Raw genomic sequence first — 19304 nt, forward strand, 5'->3', positions numbered from 1 at the left:
CCTGGCGCCCGGTCAAGCGGGAGGTGCGCCCGCTCGGGCTCAGGCGAGGGGCGCTAGCGCATCCGATCGTGCCGAACCCCGCGCGCGGTGCTCAGCCGCACACGCGGCGAAACACGACTCGTCCCAGCCTGTTGCGCAGGTTGCATTCGCCTTTGTAGTGCCACGGGCAGCGCTCGTCGCAGTACAGCTCCCATCTGTCGTACAGGGCCGAGCCGGCAGCGTCGCACCCGTCGCGACAGTTCTTCTGGCAGAGTCCGTATCCTTCCATGGATTCAGCGTGGCACTGTCGTCGAGCGGCTCTTGGGATACGGCTGCATAGCTGGCTCCAATGACGATGGTACAGCTCGCACGCGTCCTCGCAGGTGCCTCGCGAAGCGGGCTCGTGATTCGCTTGAGCAGCGATCTCCATCGACGCAAGCGTTGGGGGCGGAGCGGGAGGCGAACCGGTGTCGTTGGTCTCCTGAGTGTCCCGTCGCGACGATTCATGGTCAGTATGCTCGGCTGGGCTCACCATGCAACCGGCGCATAAAGCGATGAATGCGGGCGTGATGGAGCCAGCGATGTTCATGTGTCCTCCTGCGGCGAGCGTCGGAACCTCAGCGTGCTCTATAGTGCGCTATCGATGGTTCATAAGTGGCGTCGTATGACGCTCATGGTTGCGCAGCGGTTCGTCCACGTGGAACCCATGAGCGTCTGTCAGTGAGGTACTGGTGCCGCGTCCGTTGGAAGCGGAAGGCCGCTGGGCGCGGCATCGGTTCACCGCGAAGCGGCGTCGAGCTCACGGACAGGGTAGTCAGGAAGGACCGGCGTTGCCGCGACGGACGAAAGCGGCAGCTCACGCAGCCGATGCCAGATCTCCCCTGTGCGCCGAACTCGCTCGATGGCGAGACCAATCCGCTGACGCAAGAGCTCCAGATCACGGTTGATCGTCGCTCGACTGACGCCGAGACGCAGTGCCAGCTTTTCTGAGCTCAATCCTTGTGGGTGCCGGTGCAGCTCCAGCACCACACGGAACTGCCGGCTCAGGATCTCACGGTTCCGCACACGTCCTCCGCCGCCATGCCTACGCGCGCAAACTAATACCGCGTTCCTGGAGCAGAGGGGCGATCTTCTCGGTGCTCATCGATCCCGTGCATGGGGCTCCGTGCCCACCGCGGTCGCTGCGCCTATCGAACGCAACGTCCTTGACGGAAAAATGGGGGCGCAAGGCGAGGTACCTCTGGCGCAGCACCGGCGGAAGCGTCCTCCCCGAGGAGCATTCCCTCAGGTGCCCATACTTTATCTCTCTCGCGAATCCCTCGCGGCGCCGAGGTGGGGGGCACCGGGGGTGCATGGCGGTTCGGGGCAGCGACGCGGCGGTTCAGGGCAGCAACGCGGCGGTTCAGGGCAGCAACGCGGCGGTTCAGGGCAGCAACGCGGCGGTCCAGGGCAGCGGCCAAGCGGCCGGCAGGCGCCTAATCGACGTCAACTACTACTCTTGCCGGTCAGCGACAACTATTTTTGCCGGTTGCAGCCAGGTCCTTCATCTCGCCCTTCCGCTCCGCCCCCCTGGATCCCCTTCGCGTAGTTGTCGTCACCTCCGCCGTAGTTGGTGCTTCCCGTCCTGCTTCCGCCGCTTCCTCGCGCGCTTGCTTCTCGCGTAGTTGTCGTCGCCTCCGCCGTAGTTGTCGTTCCGCCGGCATCCCGTTCGCTCGCGCCCAAGCCATCGAGGCCTCGGCCGTGGGCTGCGCGGAGCTCCGCGCCATGTCAGTGGACCCGCGCCGGCGTGGCAAGGCGCCTTTCGCGGCGCACCTCCTCGCACGCCGATCCGCGTCCTGCCCCGGGGGCTTCACAAGCGGGAGAGCCGGTCATCTTCGAGCAGCGTCCAGGGGGCTCGAAGATGCATGCTTCGCCCGGTGAGGCGGTCGGTGGTCACCATGGTCACTCCTCCTCTTCCGTCAGCAACCCGGGCGCTTCCGCCAGGAAGAACCTCCTTATCCGCTCCCACCTCGTCGCGGTCAATCCTCGCGGATACACGGGATCCTTCTCCGCGTCCTCGAAATATGTCAGCGATCGCAGCACATGATACAGATCCGCTTCCGACACACCGAACTTCGCCACATACGCCGCCGCAGCCTCCCGCAGCGGCAGCCCACCCTCGGCGAGCGCGTGGAGGTCCCAGAAGTCGCGGCGCAACCCACGTCGCGCGATCGCGGCAAGCTTCATCGCGGCCAGGTCCCGCACCCCTGCTACGGGGAACGCTTCCGGGCCGGGCTCTGGCGCATCGAGCAGCCCGTAAGGGTACCTTACGATATCCACTGGGACGTCGCCCACCCGTACCGCAACGCCGCGTCGGTCGTGCTGATCACCTGCATATCGGGCACCACAGCCCGAACCGCCTGGGCCAGCATCGTCAGATCGATGTCTGCGGACACGCTGAACAAGTCGAGGTCCAGCGAGCGACGGTGGCGTAAATGCACTGCGACGGCCGTCCCCCCGGCCAGGTAGAACCGCTCGATCCCTGGGACGATCTTCAGTCGACCCAGGGCGCGGCTTTGTTCCTTCGCCAATCCGGTGAACTTGCCCACGCCTCACCCTCCGCCTTCAGCACCGCCCGCCAGAACCCGAGCGTCCGCGCGCTCAATTCGGGGTGCCCGACCTCCCGCAAAAAACGGTGAATTCCGTTCATCCCGTATGTCCTGATGAGCCAGCGCACCTCTTCCAGCCGGCCGAACTCAAGCACGCGCGGGATGATGTAGTTCCGGCCCGTCGCCGTATCGAGTGCCTTGGCGTCGACGTCCCAGAACACCCAGCGGAACTTCTCCGGCACCTTCGCCATGCCCGAGTCTACCGCACCTGGAGATTCGTGAGGAAGCCCCTGCCGCTCGGCCTTCGGGCGGACTGCTGGATCCGCCGGCCTCTGTCTGGTGTCGCGAGCACGAGCCAGGCTTCCACGGTCTTTCCGAGACCGACGTCGTCGGCGAGGAGCAGCGAGACCCGGGGCATCTGCAGCGCCTTGAGGAGCGGAACGAGCTGGAAATCCTCGACCTGGACGGCCCCGAAGAAGGGCGAGGCGATGGGCAGGTCCGGCGAAAAAACGCTTCCCCGCCTTCGCACAGCGGCGCGACCGAGCGACCGCGGCAGCGGTGGTCTTCGGAGCGGCGCTGCATGAGCGTGCCGAGGCGATTGCGGGGCGGGCCCCCGTCGAGCAGCGCTCGGGGCTGCGAGCCGGGGGTCCACCGGGGGTGCGGGGCGAAAATGGGCTGAGCGAAGCGGTTCAGGGCGACCGTGGAGCGGTTCAGGGCGACCGTGGAGCGGTTCAGGGCGACCGTGGAGCGGTTCAGGGCGACCGTGGAGCGGTTCAGGGCGACCGTGGAGCGGTTCAGGGCGACCGTGGAGCGGCTCAGGGCGACCGTGGAGCGGCTCAGGGCGACCGTGGCATAGGCAGGAACGGCTCTGGAGGGGCCAGCACGCTCCTCACGAAGGACTCAGCTCAGGCCTCTTCCGTGCGCTCACGGCTCGTGAACGAGCGCGGAGAGACCCTGGAGCGCTGCCGGAGCCGAGCGCACCGTCGATGGTAAAGAGTTGCAGTGACCCTGCTCCTCCTGCGGTTGAGCTGCGGCTGCGGCCGATGCTGCCGTCAGCAGAGCCATCTCCGCTCTCGTCCTGGCGTGGAGTTCGTGCTCCGGTGGTCTGCCATGCTTGCGGGCCCAGATATGCCACCTTACGGTACCCGCTCGCAACCGCAGCACGGGAGGAGAACCAATGCCCTCGAAGAAGAAGGATTCGAATTGGACCACGTGGGAAGACATGCCGATCGAGGAGTTCCGGGCGCGCGCCGAGAAGGCCAAGGCCCTGGCCGCCGAGCTCGGCGAGCGGCTCGACAGCCTCTTCCCGGGGCTCGTGACGCTGACGAAGGAGCAGCGGCAGACCGCGCCGCGGCTGCGCGACGGCGAGCACGCGATGCTGAACAAGGTGCTCGACGTGGTGAACATGAAGCCCGCCCTGTTCGAGTCGCTCGCGGATCAGGACGAAGGGATGGACCCGAACCGCTTCGAGACCGCGCTGCTCCGGGACCGCATCGAGAAGCACCTGCTCTTCAGCAAGCTCGCGGAGAGCCTCGCGCCGATCGGAGGGGAGCTCGGCGACTCGACGCTCTACACCGCCATCAAGTTCCGCGAGGCGCTCTACGCGGCCTACCGGATCGCCAAGACGCACGCGCAGACCGATCGGAAGGTGATGGACGTGCTGGCGCCGGTCATCGATTTCATGCGCAGGAACGCCGCCACCGCGGCCGCGGCGAAGAAGAGCCGCAAGCCGGCGCCGGCCCCGAGCGCGATCGCCGTCGCAGACGACGCGTAGCCTCGAACCCGCCGAGCACTCGCTAGCGACCCCCTCCCCGGCGCGCGCCGTCGCGCGGCGCCGCGGCGTGCTCCACCATGCGCCGCCCTTCCATCGTCATCTTCCAGCCGATCCCTCGCTGTCGGAGCTCCGCGGTGTAGATGGACTCGCGGCGGAGCCGACGGGACACGAGCGCCGCGATCGCGGTGGCGAGCACGAGCGGAAGGACGATGGCGTAGTCGCCGGAGAGCTCGAAGACCATCACCGCGGCCATGAGCGGGGCGTGGGTGGTCGCCGCCGTCGCGGCCGCCATCCCGACCAGCGCGTACCCCCCGGCCTCGCCGAGGGGCACGCCGGCGTGGGAGAGCGCCCAGGCGTAGAGGACGCCGGCGCCTCCGCCGAGCAGGAGGGTCGGCGTGAAGACGCCGCCCGGGCTCCCGGACGACACGGACGCCGTCGTGGCGAAGCACTTGCCGAGCAACAGCAGCGCCACGAAGCCGACCGAGAACCGCCCGTCGAGCACCGCGTTGAGCGGCTCGTAGCCGTTGCCGGCGACCTCCGGGAGGAACGCGACGACCGCGCCCGCCAGCGCGCCCCCCACGGCCGGGCGCCAGGGCAGCCCGAGCCAGGGCCGCCGGAACTGGCGCTCGCCGAACGACAGCAGCCGCATGAACCCCTGGGCGCCCAGCGCCGCGGAGATCCCGAGCCCGGCGAAGGCGAGCAGCTCGGCCGGCGACCGGAGGTGGAACGTGCGCTGGCCATAGATGGGGTCCTCGCCGAGGACCGAGCGCGTGATCGCCGCGGCGACCACCGTCGCGATGAGGGCGGGAACGATCGCGTCGAGCACGACCACGCCCGTGACGACCTCCAGCACGAACAGCACCGCGGCGAACGGGGTGTTGTAGGCCGCCGCGAACCCGGCGGCGGTCCCCGCGGCGATGAGCAGCCGCGCCCGGTCGATCGGCAGGCCCAGGCGGTCGCTGACGAGCTTGCCGGCCGCTCCTCCGAACTGGATGAGCGGCCCCTCGCGGCCGATCGATCCGCCGGTCGCGATCGCCAGCCACGACGCGGCGGACTTGAGCAGGGTGACGCGCATGGACAGGCGGACGCGCCCGAGGACCACGGCCTCCATGACGTCGCCGACGCCGTGCCCCGCGGGCGCCCGCGCCACGAGCATCCCCAGCAGGCCGGCGAGGAGGCCGCCCGCGGCCGGCAAGGCGAGCCGCGCCCAGCGCGGCGCCGCGAGCATCGCCGACACGACGTCCGACGTGCCCGCGGCGCGGTGGAGCGCGAGCGCGAGCGCCGAGCGGAACGCGGCCGCGAAGGCCGCCGCGGCCGTGGCGACGAGCAGGACGCCGAGCCCGAAGCGGACGCTCGCGCTCCACCGCGCCGCGGGCGCCGCACGCGGCGCGGCGGCCTTGCCGTGGGCCGGGGCCGCCGGGGCGTCGGGCGAGGCTGGAGGTACCACCCGGGGACACTACCACCCGGGGCGTCTGCCCTCCTTGCCCGCGCGGGCGGCGTCCCGCAGGGGGCGTGCGGAATGCAGCCGGGGCTGGTCCGGTTCTTGAGATGCCATTTCCGTCGAGACATCGAAACGGCGGGCGTGGCCGACTGCCGCCAGGTGCGGGCGAGCCCGTCGTCCGGGCGTCCTGCGCGCAGCGGCGATGAAGGAGGGTGACACATGGTCACGAGCGACAGGTTGATCGCGCCGACGCGGATCGTCAGGGATTACCTCAACAGCTCCCTTGTCTGGAACGACTTCCTGGCACAGGGCGGCTTCATCTCCGGCGACATCGTCGTGGCGGACCCGTTCAAGGCGGGGACCACATGGACTCAGCGCATCATCCAGCAGATCCTCGACAACGGAGAAGAGCAGGAAGAGGCGCTCTCGGACACCTCCCCCTGGCTGGACTCCAGCTTCGGCGACCACGCCGCGATGCTGGCGATGCTGAAGGCGCAGCGCGAGGCCGGCGAGCGGCGCGTGCTGAAGTCGCACCTGCCCGCGGACGCCGTGCCCATCGCCGCGCAGGCCCGCTACATCTTCGTCGGCCGGAACGGCAAGGATCTCGGCATCAGCTTCCACAACTACTTGAGCCAGTTCTCCGCCGAGACCATGGATACAATCAACCGCATCCACGCGGCGTGGTCCGGCGATCCGACGCGCCTCGTGATCCCGGAGAGCATGCAGGAGTTCTTCGACCGGTGGCTGGACACCGACGGGTACGGCTGCTGCGACCTGTTCGACGTCGTGCGATCGTGGTGGAAGCTCCGGGACGAGCCGAATGTGCTCCTCGTGCACTACCGGCGGCTCAAGGAGGATCTGCGCGGTCAGATCGTGCGCATCGCCGGGTTCATCGACGTCGATCCGGCCGGGCTGCGGTTGGAGCGGATCGTGGAGCACTGCTCGTTCGGCTACATGCGCGCGCGAGCCGAGCAGATGGCCCCGTTCGCCGGCGCGCACATGCGGGATCCCAAGGCGTTCTTCCACAAGGGGCCGGCCCGCGACTACCGCGCCGAGATCACCCCAGCGCAGAGCGCGCGGTTCGATCGGCTGGCGCTGGAGAAGCTGGGGGGCGACTGCGCCCGCTGGCTGGAGACCGGCGAGGAGCGCCCCGGCGCGTCGGCCGGCGGGCACCCTCAGGCCGCCTGATCGTGCGCTCGTTCCTGCGTCGCCGAGAGGAGGATCTGCGCGACCTCCGGGCGGCTGAACTCGGGTGGAGGCAGCTTCCCGGCGCGCAGGAGCTCGCGCACCTGGGTCCCCGAGAGCGTGATGCGCGTCTCCGGTCCCCCCGGCGCGGTCTTGTCGGTCGCCATCCCGCCGACGACCGTGGACCAGAAGGCCTCCTCGAATTTTAGCGGCTCGATGCCGAGCTCGCCCGGGAGGAAGTCGTCGAACGCGCGCTGCGCGTCGTACGTCCCATAGAAGTGCCCGACGCCGGCGTGGTCGCGCCCGACGATGAAATGGGAGCAGCCGTAGTTCTTGCGCACGAGCGCGTGGAAGAGGGCCTCGCGCGGCCCCGCGTAGCGCATGGCGGCCGGATACAGCGCGAGGACGACCCGGTCCGCGGGGTAGTACTTCTCCAGCAAGAGCTCGTAGCAACGCATCCGCACGTCCGCCGGGATGTCGCCGGCCTTCGTCGCGCCGACGAGCGGGTGCAGCAGGAGCCCGTCCGTGATCTCGAGCGCGCACTTGGTGATGTGCTCGTGCGCGCGGTGGATCGGATTGCGCGTCTGGAACCCCACGACGCGCCGCCAGCCGCGCGCCTCGAAGGCCGCCCGCGTCGCCGCCGGATCCCGGGGATGCTCCGGGAACTGCGGCACCACGGGGCGATCGACAAGCCAGACCTCGCCGCCGAGGTACACGTCGCCCGACGACCGCAGGGAGGCGACGCCCGGGTGGCTGACGTCCGTCGTGCCGTAGACGCCGCGCGCCTCGAGATCCTTGTCCGGTGTCCAGCGGTCGACGAGCTCGAGCACACCGACGACGCGCCCGTCCGGCGCTGCCAGCGCCACCTCGCTGCCGAGGGAGAGGCGGCCGGCGTCCTCGCCCGGGACCGCGAGCGTGATCGGGATCGACCAGACGAGGCCGCTCTCCAGCCGCCGCTCGTGGACCACGCGCAGGTAATCCCGCGACGTCATGAACCCCTTGAGCGGGGAATAGGCGCCATTGCCGATGAGCTCCAGATCGCTCGCCCCGCGCTCGTCGAGCGTCACCCGGGGTAAGCCGGCCGCGCGCTCGAGCAGGCGTAGCCTTGTCTCGCCGCGAACGAACCTGTCGACGAGCTCCCCGCCGTGCGGGGGCACGAGGCCTGTCCGCGCCGGCTCGGCCGGCTGCGCCGCGGGACGGACATACCCGAGCTCCTCGAGCTTCGCGAGGATCCGGGCGACGCCCTCGCGGGGCGACTCGCGATCGGTGTGGACGACCACCTCGGGCGAGCGCGGCGGCTCGTACGGGTCGTCGATGCCGGTGAAGCCCTTGATCTCGCCCGCGCGTGCGCGCGCGTAGAGCCCCTTGGCATCCCGGCGCTCGAGCACCTCGATGGGGCACTCGCAGTAGACCTCGCAGAAGCGCCCGATCGCGCGCCGCTGCTCGTCGCGGATGTCCCGGTAGGGGCTGATCGCCGCGGTGATCGCGCACCCGCCGGAGCGCGCCACGAGCCTCGCGACGAAGCCGATCCGGCGGATGTTCGTGTCGCGATCCTCTCGCGAGAACCCGAGTCCCTTCGAGAGGTGCGTGCGGACGACGTCGCCATCGAGCGACTCGACATGCACGCCCCGCCGCGGCAGCTCGGCAGCCAGCATGGCGGCCAAGGTCGACTTGCCGGACCCCGACAACCCAGTGAACCACACAACGAAGCCCTCGCCCGACGCCATTTCGTACCTCTCCCCGACGCGTTCAGCGCGCGTAAGGGCTTCGGGCACGCAGTATGCCATCCTGCATGGGCGCGCTGCCCGACGCGCGGGCGGCCGTCGCCTGCCTCCCGGCGGCGCGGGAGAGCTCCGCGCGCTCGGGCGCGCTCGGCTCGTCCCCGGAACGCGTCGGTACGACGCGGCGAAGCGCCATGACGATGTACCTGATAGCTGCGCTCGGCATGGTCATCGGGATCGTATCGGCCATCCTCGGGGCTGGCCCGTCGATCCTCACCGTGCTCCTCTTGACCAGCATCGCCGGGCTCGCGCTCCACCGCGCGGTCGCCACCTCGCTCGTGGCCGTCCTGCTGATGAGCCTCGTCGCCGTCGTCCCGTACGCCATGGAGAAGGCCGTCGTCTGGCGGTTCGCCCTCGCCTTCGGCCTCGCTTCGATGACTGGAGCCTACCTCTCCGGCCACATCGCGGGCGTGATCCCGGAGCGCGTCCTTCAGGTGATCTTCTTCATGGCCACGGTGGTGGCGTCCGTTTCCATGCTCTGGAACCGCCCCACGCTTCCGCGGGACCAGGGCAGAAGGCGGCCGGGCTGGCAGACGTTGGCCGTGCTCGCGGTAGGGGGGGCCCTGGTCGGCTGCTTGACCGGCCTGGTCGGCCTCGGCGGCGGATTTGCCATCGTTCCTCTGCTCGTCGTGTTCACGGGGACCCCCGTGCACGCCGCGATGGGCACCTCCATCCTCGTCATCGCGATGAACACGATGGCTGGTCTCGCCGGCCATCTCCCCCACCCGCCGGTCGATTGGCGGATCGCCGCTTGCCTGAGCGCCAGCGAGTGTGCCGGCAGCCTGGCCGGCGCCCGGCTATCCAGTCGCATCAGCGCGGTCGTGCGGCGTTGGGCGTTCGCCGGCCTCATGCTCGCGGCGTCCGTCTTGACGCTCGGACGAGCCATCCACGGATAGCGGCCCTCGCGAGCGCCGAGCGGCGCCGCCGCGGCTGCGCAGAGCCCTGCCATCACCTCACGGTCTGGCGGTGGGCTGCGCTCGTCGACCCCCGCTCACGCCACCAGCCCCGGCAGCGCCCCGGTGCACACGCCGGGGATCCCGAACGTGGTCACGTCCTCCAGCCCCATCGCATTGCACACCGACACGAGCAGGTTGTTGTGCGGCAGGTCCGCGTACTTCAGGTAGCGCCCCATCTTGAAGTAGCCGCCCGCGCCGCCCGCGAGCACCCACGGGATGTCCCTGTACGTATGCGTATTGCCGGCGCCGAGCTCGTTCCCCCACAGGAGCAGCGTGTTATCGAGCATCGAGCTGCCGTCCACCTCCTTGGCGAGCGCCAGCTGGTCCAGCACGTACGTCACCTGCTCGCTGTGCCACCGGTTGATCTTCACGAGCTTCTCGTTCGCGACCGCGTCGTCGTCGCCGGCGTGGGACAGCTCGTGGTGCTCCTCGTTCACGCCGATCCAGGGGTAGTATTGCCAGCTATCGGCGTTGGCCCACATGAACGTGGACACGCGGGTCATGCCGCAGATGTGCGCGAGCAGCATCAGATCGGTCTGCAGCCGGCCGACCTTCGGGTAGCTCTCCATCGCGCGCGTGTCGAACTTCTCCGGCATCGCGAGCGGCGTGCACGAGACCCCCGAGCTCTGCAGCCGCTGCTCGATGTTGCGAATCCCGCCGAGGTGCGCCTCGAGCCGCGCCTTGTCCTCGGCGCTGACGCGCGCCTGCAGCCGGCCGATATCGTCCTTGAGGAAATCCAGCACGCTCTGGCGCTCGGCGATCAGCCGCTGGAGCTCCGTATCGGACAGGTCCGCGTTGGCGAAGATGCGCGCGTACATCTGGAACGGGTCGTCGACCGCGATGTTCGGCTGGTTCGCGCCGCGGTACGAGATGACGCGGAGCGGCTCCTGCCCCTCGATGCGCACGCCGAACTCCAGCGACGGGAACTGGCTGTTCCCGCCGATCCGATTGGCAATGTGCTGATCCACCGAGATCCGGTCCGCCCAGCCGGCGGGGCCGCCCGCGCCGGTGAAGCTGCCGGCGAGCAGCGAGCCGCCCGTCAGCATCGCGCCGGGGCCCTTCATGTGCGGGCCGCCGGGCTTGTTCGCGCTCGGCACGCCGAGCTCGTCCTCGACCGTCGAATTCATGTGCACGCCCTTGAGCACCAGCATCTTCTGCTTGTGCGCCTCGAGTGGCTCCAGGATCGGGCCGAGCGACAGCGGCGCCTCGTGCGCGTCCCCCGGCGGGAAGAACGCCGACGGCACCGTGCCGTTGGCCGAGAAGATGCCGATGAAGCGCTTTGCGCCCGGCTGCTTCGCGTCCTGTCCGAACACCGTGGCGCTCCGCCAGATGGGGCTCGTCAGCGCGACGGTCAGGGCGCCCAGCCCGCCGAGCAGCTTGCGGCGGCTGATCTGGGTCCGGAGGTCGATCGGGCCTTTGCGGTTCATGGCATCTCCTTCGCGTGCTCGTCGATCGGACGGCGGTAGAGGAAAGCGTCCGTCTCCACGACGGCGCGGGGCAGCGCGTTCAGATCCTGACCGGCGGCCCTGAAGGTCTCGAGCAACCGCTCCATCGAGCAGCCATCCATCTCCTGCTCGAAGCGGGCGATCGCGAAGCGGAACCACTGGCGCGCCACGCACTCTTCCACCTCGGCGCTGCCCGCGAGCATTTCGCCGAGCTCCGCCACGCCCACGAAATCGCCGTTCATGTCGCGGGTGGCGACCACCTTGCCGCTCGCGTCGACCGGCTTGCCGCCGTCGAGCTCGCGGTAGCGGCCGAGCGCGTCGTAGTGCTCGAAGCCGAAGCCGATCGGGTCGAGCAGCTGGTGGCAGCCGGAGCAGCTCGGGTCCACCTCGTGCTGCGCCAGCCGCTCGCGGGTCGAGCTGCTCGCGTCGACCTCGGGGGGCTTGGGGATGTTGGCCGGCGGGGCCGGCAGCTGCTGACAGAGCAGCGCCTCGCGCACGAACCTCCCCCGGTAGATCGGCGAGCTCTCGGCGGGCTTCGCCTGGACCGCGAGCAGCGCCGGGAGCGTCAGGATGCCGGACGCGGTGCCGTCCGTGCGCTCGAGCGCCTGGAAGGCGTCGCCGCCGGCGACGCCGTAATACCCGCCCAGGTCCTCGTTGTAGAAGACCGTCGTCGAGGTGAAGAGCGCGCGCAGGGCGCCGCCCTGCTCGTGGAGCACGTGGTCGAAGAAGGCGTCGGCCTGCCCGCGCAGCGACTCGCGGAACGACCGCGATTGCCACTCGGGGAAGGCGCCCTCGTCCTTCACCACGCCGACCAGGCCGTTCAGGTGCGTCCAGCTGCCGAGGAAGCGATGGAGGAGCTCCTTGCCGCGCTCGTCCTCGAGCATCCAGCCGACCTGCGCCGCGACGCCCTCCCGGGTGGTCAGGCTGCCGTCCTCGATGGCCTCGTTCAGCCGGGCGTCCGGCACGGTGCCCCACAGCGTGTAGGAGAGGCGAGCGGCCACCTCGTGCGGAGAGAGCTTCACGGCGCGCTCGCTCACCTTCTCGGGGGTGCCGATCTCGACGCGGTACAGGAAGCGCGGCGACTGCAGCATGCCGCGGAGGAGCATCTCGATCCCGTGCGCGTAGCTCGTCTCCGCGCCGACGCCGAAGAGCCCGAGGTGTCGATCGATGTCCGCCGCGTCCGTGATCGGCGCGCGGTAGGCGCGGGCGCCGAAGCGCACGACCATCTGGCGCGCGCACGCGCGCGGCTCGGCGCCGGCCTCGCAAGGCGCGATATCGTCGAGCCGCGCCGGGTCGGAGGCGATCGCCGCGGCGATGACGTCCGCCGCGGCCTGGAAATGCTCGAGCTCGACCTGCGTCACGTCGGGCTGCACGAGGCCGAACGCCGACGCCTCGTTCGCGGGGCCGAGCGCCGCCTCGAGGCCGGGCACGTCGCCGACGAGGTCGCGCACGGTATTCAGGTACTGCTCCCGCGAGAGCAGGCGCATCGGCGAGGGCCCCGGATCGACGACGTTCGCGTCGCACGCGAGCGCCTCACCGGGGCTCACCGTCCCCGGGCCGCCGCCGCTCGTGCCGCTCGCGCCGTCCCCGGGCGGCGCGCCGTCGACGCCTCCCAGGTTGCCGATGCACGCCGACAGCGCGAACGCCAGGGCGAGCACTCCCACGCTTCCGTGGACCGTGGATTTATCGATGGATAACGTAGTCATTCAGGGCTCCGCTCGGGGCTGCTGGCGACTCCGGGTGGGTGGCAGTCCAGCGCGGGAGCGATCACCTTTTTCGTCATCGAGACGTGGAGACGCCTCGATGGGGTGCGAAGAGGTGTGTCTTCGGTCGACGAGCTCCGACCCGACCCCGGGGAGCGGCTCGGCTCACGGCCCTTCGACGCGACAGCACACCCCGCAGTCGTAGGCGTCGAGCAATTCGCGTCCTGCACACTGGGCCTCGCCGCATTCGGTGCCCTGCAAGGCGCCGCAGCTCGGGAGGCATTCGCCGCCGACCTCGATCGAATGCGGGGGATCGCACGGCGTGTCGTTGCCCGGGGGCTCGTCGCCGTCCGGCGTGAAGTACAGCCGATCCAGCCGGACGCCGTCGGCGGCGTTCGCGAGGACGAGCTCGTGAGCCCCGGCCGCGAGGGAGAAGCGGAGCGGCTCGCCGTAGCGCGTGTCGTCGTGGAGATCGTCCCAGAACCAGATCTCGCCGACGCTGATGCGCCAGAGGGTCCACGCTCCGCCGTCCACCTGGAACCAGAAGCGGTTGTCGATCGCGTTCGGCGCGTAGATCCGCCCCCAGATCACGTATTCTGCCGCGCTCGGCACGTCGAAGCGGTAGCGAGCGCGCGCGGGCCCAGGCGCGTCGCCCGAGCTCATCCCGTCGGGGGGCGAGAGGAAGCGGCCCCCGGAAGCGCGGCTGTCTTCCCCCACGGTGAAGCCGCCGGTCAGCTCTCCGAGCTCCGCCTCGATGTAAGAAGGTCCGGAGACGGCCGGCGCCCACGCGCCGACCGAGGTGATCTCCGCGTCGCACCCGGAGGCGGCGAGCCAGCCGAGCGCCGCGATGCGAGCGGCCGACCAGCGCTTCACGGCGGATCCAGGAATCGCTTGAGCTTCGCGCTGTGGGGGCTATTGGGATACTGCTTGACGAAGGCCTGAGCGCGCCGCTTCGCTTCCTGCAGATGGCCGCGCGAGGCCAGCACGTCGATGGCGAGCACCTCGCGCTCCTGGCGGAGGACGCCGTTCGGGAACTGCGCGCGCAGGCGCTCGAGGGTCGCCGCGGCCGCCGCCGCGTCCCCGGAGCGCAGCTTGGCGCGCGCCTCCATGAGCAGCGCGCTCTCGGCGCGCAGCAGATCGGTCTCGGTCTGCTTCGGTCCGCTCGGCCTCCGGCTCGGTTCCCCCTCGATCTGAGCCTCCGGCCGCGGTTCGGGAGGCGGCGCAGGCTCGGCCGCCGTCGCGACCGGCGCTCGTGGCGCCACCGCCGATGCTTCCGGCGCGACCGCCGGCGCTCGCTCCGGGCCCGCCGCGCCGCGCGGCGCAGGCGGCTCGGCCGACGACGAGAGCGCCCAGTACCCTCCGCCGAGCGCCAGGCCGCCGCCCACGAGCACCGCCGCTGCCTTGAGCGCGAACGCCGGCGACAGGAGCGAACCGGCGGCCGCCTTCTTGGCGGCCGCCGCGCCGGAGCCCGCCGTGACGCCCACGGCCGCCGCCGCCGCGAGCTGGCTTGCGATGCCGCTCCACGCGCGCTCCTTCGCGCCCTCGGGCGGGCCCACGTGGCGCACGCTCCCCAGGAGCTCCCGCTCGAGCGGGTCCGCGCCGCCCTTGGCGCTCAGCAACCGTTCCGGATCCCCCATCACACCGCCTCCTTTCGGCCCGTGCCCTGTGCGAGGGCGAGGCGCTTGACCTCGCGCGAGAACGCTTCGCGCGCCAGGCGCAGGCGCGAGCGTACGGTGCCGACCGAAATCCCCAGCAGATCTGCGATGTCCTGGCCGGACATCTCCTCGAGCTCGAACAGGACGAACACGAGGCGCTGCGGCTCTGGCAGCTTGTTCAAGAGGGCTTCCGCCTCCTGCGCGCGCTGCCGCGACTCCGCGCTCTGCGCGAGCTCCTCGGACGCGCCGCGGTAGAGGTCCATCTCCGCGGCGTCCGTCGTGACCTCGCGCCGGAACCGCGCGGAGCGCCGGTAGTCGCTCGCCACCCGCTGGCAGATGGCGAAGAGCCAGGTCGTGACGAGCGAGCGGCCCTCGAACTCGGGGAGCTTGAGGTGCGCGGTCAAGAACACCTTCTGCGCCAGATCGAGCACGTCCGCCTCGCGCACGCCGAGGCGCCTGAGCGAGCACCAGACGAAGTTGAAGTGCGCGTCATAGAGGGCTCGAAAGCTGGGGTCCGGTGTGCTCATGCCCGTGGCGTCCGGGTGACCTGCTCAGCGAGCGCAACGAACCGAACCCGCGAGCTCGGGCGCGGAATCGTGCGGAGAATGGTGCGGAGAATGGTGCGGAAACGATACCACTCGGCCCCCTTGTGGGGAGACGGGCCCGACCCGATCACAAAAAATCGCGCGTGTTCCGCGCTGCGGCTACGCTCGCGTCGTCCCGATGCGGAGGATTCGCGCTCTTTGCGTGGGTTTTTGTGCGATGCTGGCCGCAGCGGGGACCGCCAGGGCGCGCGCCGAGCCGTTTCTGAGCGTGACGCGCGGTGACGGCGCCGAGAGCTGTCCGGATGCGGCGCGCCTCATCGCGCGCGTCGAGCAGCTCCGGGGGCGACCGGAGACGGGTGCGAGCGGGGCCTACGCCGTCCGCTTCACCCGCGGCGACGACGGCTTCCGCGCGTCGATCCGGAGCGGGAGCGGCGCGCGCGAGCTGCGCGATCGCGGCGGCAGCTGCGCGGCGCTCGAGCAGGCGACGGCGGTGACGCTCGCGCTGCTGCTCGACTCCGACGCGCGGGAGCCGCCCTTGCAAGCGCCCGAGGCCGACGTGGGCGGCGAGCCCGCGCCAGCCCCTGGAGCGCCGGCGGCTGCCGCCGGGGCGCCGGCGCCAGCCGCGGGAGCGCCGTCGCCCCAGGCTTCGGCGGCGGTGCCGCCCGCGCCGCGCGTGCCCTCGGGGGCCGGTGGCGGCGAGCGGGAAGGCGAGGCGCCGGGCCCGGAGGGCGGCGCGACGCGGCTCACGCTGGCGGCCGGCGCGACCGGCCTGTTCGGCGTGGTGCGCCCCTTCGCGCCGGCGCTCTCGGCGGAGGTCGGCATCGGCGGCGCGCGATGGCGAGCGACGATGGGCGCGCTCTGGCTCGTCCCGCAGACGCTGAGGCACGGACCGGGCGAGCTCCGCGAAACGCTGCTCGGCGGCGCCGCGCGCGCCTGCTTCGCGGCCGCCGGCTCGGAAGCGCTGCGCTTCGATGTCTGCTCCGGCATTCACGCCGGCTGGCTCCAGGTCGCGGCGAGCGGCTATACGCGGAACGACGTCGCGGAGAAGGCGTGGCTGGCGGTGCCGCTCGAGCTGTCGCTCTCGCGCCTCTCAGGTCCGCTCGGCTTCGACGTCGGCGCCGCCGCGCTGCTGCCGCTCCGGCGCAACGACTTCTCGGTGGATGGCGTGGGCGTCGCGTACAGTTCCCCGCCGATCGGCGCGCTGGTGTCGCTCCGGGGCGTCGGGGTCTGGGTGCTTTAGCTCCGCGCCTCCGGTGGGCCCTCCGTCCTCGCCCACGGCTCCCGCGCCGCATCCTCCCCGAGGTGGAACAGGCGATCCGGGCCGGCGAAGCGCGGGCGCCCGCGCCGCGCCGAGCGCGCGCCTTGACAGCCGCGGGACGCTCGCGATGTAGTGCCGGCTTCGGAGGTGGTGAGCGCGGGACATGGCCGAGGGCGACGAGGCAAAAGGCGTGGCGATCTCGACCGGGAAGGCCCACCGCTTCATTTTCAGCCCGAAGATCGAGTGCAGTGAGCTCTCGGGCCCGCACTTCGATTTCGATCGCACGTTCATTCGCCCCGGCGGGATGGACTCTCTCGGCTCCATCGCCGCGACGGTCAAGGCCAAGCCCAGCAAACAGGCGGCGATCTTCGGCCACACGGACACGGTCGGCGACGAGGCGTACAACAAGGGGCTCTCCGAGCAGCGCGCCCGCCTGGCCTACGCGGCGCTCACCCATGACCCGGAGCCATGGGAAGAGCGTTATCGGGCCGAGCACTGGGGCTCGAGCGCGATCCAGGTGATGCTCAACGCCGTTCAGCCTCCCGAGGACAGGAGCCCTCGCCTCGCCGAGGACGGCGTGCTCGGCCCCAAGACCAGGGCCGCGATCGCGCGCTTTCAGGAGCGCTCCGGCCTCGGCCCCGACGGCGACGCCGGCCCTGACACCCGCAAAGCCCTCTTCAAGGCGTATTTCCAGCGCTCGATCCCGGAGCCCATCGACGCGGCGCAGGTCCTCGACGTCGGCGGCTCCAAGTTCATGGGCTGCGGCGAGTACAACCCCTTCACCCAGGGCGTCGCCGACGACGCCAGCCGCCGCGTGGTCGTCATCCTCTTCAGCCCCTCGACCAGGCCGAGCGGCCTCCCGTGCCGCCTGGGCGATGTGGGGCCGTGCAAGGGCAACCTCCGCGGCAAGGACGCGCCCCCGCTCCCGGACGACAAGACCCCTCACTTCCGCTGCCAGGTCTACCGCGGCATCGCCGAGCGCTGCCCCTGTGGCCCCGGCGTCGAGCTCCAGCCGTTCGAGCTCCAGATCCACGACGAGCTCTACCGCCCGTCCGGCGACGTCGAGTATCGCCTCACCCTGCCCTCTCAGGCGCGGATTCATGGCAAGACCGACGCGAAGGGCTGGATCAAGAACGCCGTGCCCAAGGGCCGCCAGATGATCGGCGTCACCTACACGCCCGAGGGGAGCGATCACGAGATCACGTTGCGCGTCCTCGTCACCGACGCCGACCCGACCTCGGACGAGGCCATGCTTTGCCACCTGCGCAACTTCGGCTTCACCCACGACGATGACAGCGATCGCGGCGCGGTCCTGCGCTTCCAGGCGGCGAAGGGCCTCGAGCGCTCGGGGGAGCTCGACGGGCCGACGCGCGACGCGATCCGGCGGATCGTCGAGGGAGGCGATGACTCCATGCAAGAGAGCCTGCGGGAGGAGACGGCATGAGCGTCGTCAAGGCGGCCCCCAGCTTCTTCTATTACGCCATGGCCGACGGCACCTCGGCCGTCGACAGCGAGGCGTTCGGCAAGCTCCTCGACGCCAAGGGGGGCGCCACGGGCTGGCGCAACCTGCTCGACCTGCTCGACCAGGACCCGGCCGAGCCCGGGCGCCTCGTCGACCCCAAGCACGATTTCCTGCCCATCTACAAGCTGAAGCGCGCCGGCTCCCTCGCCGCGAAGGATCCGAAGGGCATCGCCTGCATCTGCCCGGGCGGGCTCAACGGGCTCGGTCAGGACGCCCTGTGGCAGAGCTTCCGCGGCGGCGCGGCCGTGGATTTCCCGGAGCTCAAGGGCACGAGCTACGAGAAGCTCGTCGGGCGCCACGCCGGCGCCGAGCTCTCCGCGAAGTTCCTCAGCGAGTTCGTGCTCGATCCCGTGGTCGAGGTCGACGGCGCCAAGAAGCAGATCGTCAGCGGCGCGGCGGCCGGCGCCAAGGGCACCCTCTTCCGCGCCAGCCTGCTGTACCTGAGCTCTCACGGCTGGCTCGGCGGCTTCGCCCGGGGCGACATGAACCCCGAGTACCCGGCGGCGCTCCCGCGCCCCAGCGCGGGCGTCGCCGACGACCCGCGCGAGGCGTACATTCCCTTCAGCGCCTATTTCGTGGCCGGCAAGTACGACATGGCGGGCCGCGCGTTCAGCGGGCCGGAGTGGATCATCCTCGCCCAGTGCTCGACGCTCAACAACACGACGTGGGCGATGTGGGCGCGCGTCATGGCCCGCAGCTCGCCCCAGGTGCGCGGCATCCTCGGGTACGAGGAGGCCTCGCCCGCGGCGGTCGCGTCGATCTCGATCGCGACCTCGTTCTTCACGCACCTGAAGAACAAGAAGAGCTTCTACGAGGCGTGGAAGGCCGCCAACCCGGGGCAGAACTGGGCGGCGCTGGTCCACGAGGACGCCATGGGCGACACCCTCGACGGGTGGGCGGCGCGCAAGGCGCTCGGCGGGAAGGACCTGTCCAATTACCTGGGCTCCGCCTCGAAGGCCACGAAGCAGGTCAAGGTCGCCGATCCGCCGCCTCCCTACCGCGTCCAGGTGTTCCACAAACTCAGCGCCGCGTACGGCGGCGGCACGTTCGAGATCAGGCCCGACGTGCTCGACCGCATCGACGCCGGGCTGTTCGACGAGAGCGAGTACCGCGTGGAGATCTCGCACCTGGCCGGCGGGAAGATCAGCCAGGTGAAGCTGCAGTGGATCCACATCCGCGACACCTTCAAGCAGTTCGACCTCAAGACCATTTTCAGCAGCTACTCCGCCCTCGGCGCCGGCGCGTCCGTGAGCACCAAGGACCCCAAGGTGCTCGTCGCCGATCTCGCGACCCCCGCGAGCAAGGTCGTGGTCACCTTCACGGCGAGAGACGCGAAGGGCCTCGTCGCGAGCGGCCTCGAGGGCCATCACTCCTACCTGTGGCCGCGGGTGCACGCGACCGGCGACGGCCTGGCCGATCAGCGGCACGACGCGAAGGCCCGCGGCCTCGTCTATTATGGAGTCTAGGCGCAA

At 70.7% G+C, this 19304-nt stretch carries 20 protein-coding genes; 7 read left to right on the top strand and 13 right to left on the bottom strand.

Annotated features, from left to right (window positions below):
• Positions 1-91: 91 nt before the first annotated feature.
• The 6 genes from NQZ70_RS04005 to NQZ70_RS04030 all read right to left on the bottom strand — a co-directional run bounded on the left by NQZ70_RS04005 (position 92) and on the right by NQZ70_RS04030 (position 3096).
• On the bottom strand, positions 92-268 hold the full coding sequence (locus tag NQZ70_RS04005; protein ID WP_165373773.1) for a hypothetical protein: 177 nt from the start codon (positions 266-268) through the stop codon (positions 92-94).
• A 488-nt stretch (positions 269-756) separates the two neighbouring features.
• Positions 757-1044: a helix-turn-helix domain-containing protein gene (locus tag NQZ70_RS04010; RefSeq protein ID WP_129573028.1), complete on the bottom strand. Its 288-nt coding sequence runs from the start codon at positions 1042-1044 to the stop codon at positions 757-759.
• Positions 1045-1920: 876 nt separating this feature from the next.
• Positions 1921-2313 (bottom strand): nucleotidyl transferase AbiEii/AbiGii toxin family protein, encoded by a 393-nt coding sequence (locus NQZ70_RS04015; protein ID WP_129573029.1) that lies wholly within the window; start codon positions 2311-2313, stop codon positions 1921-1923.
• Positions 2286-2567 (bottom strand): nucleotidyl transferase AbiEii/AbiGii toxin family protein, encoded by a 282-nt coding sequence (locus NQZ70_RS04020; RefSeq protein WP_129573030.1) that lies wholly within the window; start codon positions 2565-2567, stop codon positions 2286-2288. The genes NQZ70_RS04015 and NQZ70_RS04020 overlap by 28 nt, the downstream gene beginning before the upstream one ends.
• Entirely contained in the window at positions 2513-2818 is a 306-nt protein-coding gene (locus NQZ70_RS04025) for a DUF6922 domain-containing protein (protein WP_020732751.1), read from the bottom strand. Before NQZ70_RS04025 ends, NQZ70_RS04020 begins: the two co-directional genes overlap by 55 nt.
• Before the next feature lie 8 nt (positions 2819-2826).
• Complete coding sequence (locus NQZ70_RS04030) at positions 2827-3096, bottom strand: hypothetical protein (RefSeq protein ID WP_129573031.1); 270 nt, start codon at positions 3094-3096, stop codon at positions 2827-2829.
• A gap of 171 nt (positions 3097-3267) precedes the next feature.
• Here NQZ70_RS04030 and NQZ70_RS04035 point away from each other — a divergent pair, with 171 nt between their 5' ends.
• The gene (locus NQZ70_RS04035) at positions 3268-3423 is read left to right on the top strand and encodes a hypothetical protein (protein WP_165373775.1); all 156 of its coding nucleotides are present in this window, start codon (positions 3268-3270) and stop codon (positions 3421-3423) included.
• A gap of 321 nt (positions 3424-3744) precedes the next feature.
• A complete protein-coding gene (locus NQZ70_RS04040; RefSeq protein WP_129573032.1) occupies positions 3745-4341 on the top strand; it encodes a hypothetical protein in 597 nt (198 codons plus the stop codon).
• Positions 4342-4363: 22 nt separating this feature from the next.
• Here NQZ70_RS04040 and NQZ70_RS04045 read toward each other — a convergent pair whose 3' ends face one another.
• Positions 4364-5788: a chloride channel protein gene (locus NQZ70_RS04045; RefSeq protein WP_129573033.1), complete on the bottom strand. Its 1425-nt coding sequence runs from the start codon at positions 5786-5788 to the stop codon at positions 4364-4366.
• Positions 5789-6001: 213 nt separating this feature from the next.
• Here NQZ70_RS04045 and NQZ70_RS04050 point away from each other — a divergent pair, with 213 nt between their 5' ends.
• Entirely contained in the window at positions 6002-6970 is a 969-nt protein-coding gene (locus NQZ70_RS04050) for a sulfotransferase domain-containing protein (RefSeq protein WP_129573034.1), read from the top strand.
• On the opposite strand, the gene sat is transcribed toward NQZ70_RS04050, so the two are convergent.
• Complete coding sequence (sat, locus tag NQZ70_RS04055; RefSeq protein ID WP_324293044.1) at positions 6958-8754, bottom strand: sulfate adenylyltransferase; 1797 nt, start codon at positions 8752-8754, stop codon at positions 6958-6960. The genes NQZ70_RS04050 and sat overlap by 13 nt on opposite strands.
• A gap of 134 nt (positions 8755-8888) precedes the next feature.
• Between sat and NQZ70_RS04060 the strand changes: the two genes are divergently transcribed.
• Positions 8889-9644 (top strand): sulfite exporter TauE/SafE family protein, encoded by a 756-nt coding sequence (locus NQZ70_RS04060; RefSeq protein WP_165373776.1) that lies wholly within the window; start codon positions 8889-8891, stop codon positions 9642-9644.
• 95 nt (positions 9645-9739) lie between these two features.
• On the opposite strand, the gene NQZ70_RS04065 is transcribed toward NQZ70_RS04060, so the two are convergent.
• The 5 genes from NQZ70_RS04065 to NQZ70_RS04085 all read right to left on the bottom strand — a co-directional run bounded on the left by NQZ70_RS04065 (position 9740) and on the right by NQZ70_RS04085 (position 15034).
• The gene (locus NQZ70_RS04065) at positions 9740-11131 is read right to left on the bottom strand and encodes a DUF1552 domain-containing protein (protein ID WP_129573037.1); all 1392 of its coding nucleotides are present in this window, start codon (positions 11129-11131) and stop codon (positions 9740-9742) included.
• Complete coding sequence (locus NQZ70_RS04070) at positions 11128-12855, bottom strand: DUF1592 domain-containing protein (protein ID WP_129573038.1); 1728 nt, start codon at positions 12853-12855, stop codon at positions 11128-11130. The genes NQZ70_RS04065 and NQZ70_RS04070 overlap by 4 nt, the downstream gene beginning before the upstream one ends.
• 162 nt (positions 12856-13017) lie before the next feature.
• Positions 13018-13725 (bottom strand): hypothetical protein, encoded by a 708-nt coding sequence (locus NQZ70_RS04075; protein ID WP_129573039.1) that lies wholly within the window; start codon positions 13723-13725, stop codon positions 13018-13020.
• Positions 13722-14489, bottom strand: a complete 768-nt coding sequence (locus tag NQZ70_RS04080) for a tol-pal system YbgF family protein (protein WP_129573040.1) — start codon at positions 14487-14489, stop codon at positions 13722-13724. The genes NQZ70_RS04075 and NQZ70_RS04080 overlap by 4 nt, the downstream gene beginning before the upstream one ends.
• Positions 14489-15034, bottom strand: a complete 546-nt coding sequence (locus NQZ70_RS04085) for an RNA polymerase sigma factor (RefSeq protein WP_129573041.1) — start codon at positions 15032-15034, stop codon at positions 14489-14491. Before NQZ70_RS04085 ends, NQZ70_RS04080 begins: the two co-directional genes overlap by 1 nt.
• 220 nt (positions 15035-15254) lie before the next feature.
• Between NQZ70_RS04085 and NQZ70_RS04090 the strand changes: the two genes are divergently transcribed.
• The 3 genes from NQZ70_RS04090 to NQZ70_RS04100 all read left to right on the top strand — a co-directional run bounded on the left by NQZ70_RS04090 (position 15255) and on the right by NQZ70_RS04100 (position 19298).
• On the top strand, positions 15255-16292 hold the full coding sequence (locus NQZ70_RS04090) for a hypothetical protein (protein ID WP_207217737.1): 1038 nt from the start codon (positions 15255-15257) through the stop codon (positions 16290-16292).
• 208 nt (positions 16293-16500) lie between these two features.
• Complete coding sequence (locus tag NQZ70_RS04095; protein ID WP_165373777.1) at positions 16501-17754, top strand: peptidoglycan-binding protein; 1254 nt, start codon at positions 16501-16503, stop codon at positions 17752-17754.
• Complete coding sequence (locus tag NQZ70_RS04100) at positions 17751-19298, top strand: hypothetical protein (RefSeq protein ID WP_129573043.1); 1548 nt, start codon at positions 17751-17753, stop codon at positions 19296-19298. Before NQZ70_RS04095 ends, NQZ70_RS04100 begins: the two co-directional genes overlap by 4 nt.
• Positions 19299-19304 lie beyond the last annotated feature (6 nt).

This window comes from Sorangium sp. So ce836 (assembly GCF_028553905.1).
Lineage (GTDB): Bacteria > Myxococcota_A > Polyangia > Polyangiales > Polyangiaceae > Sorangium > Sorangium cellulosum_D.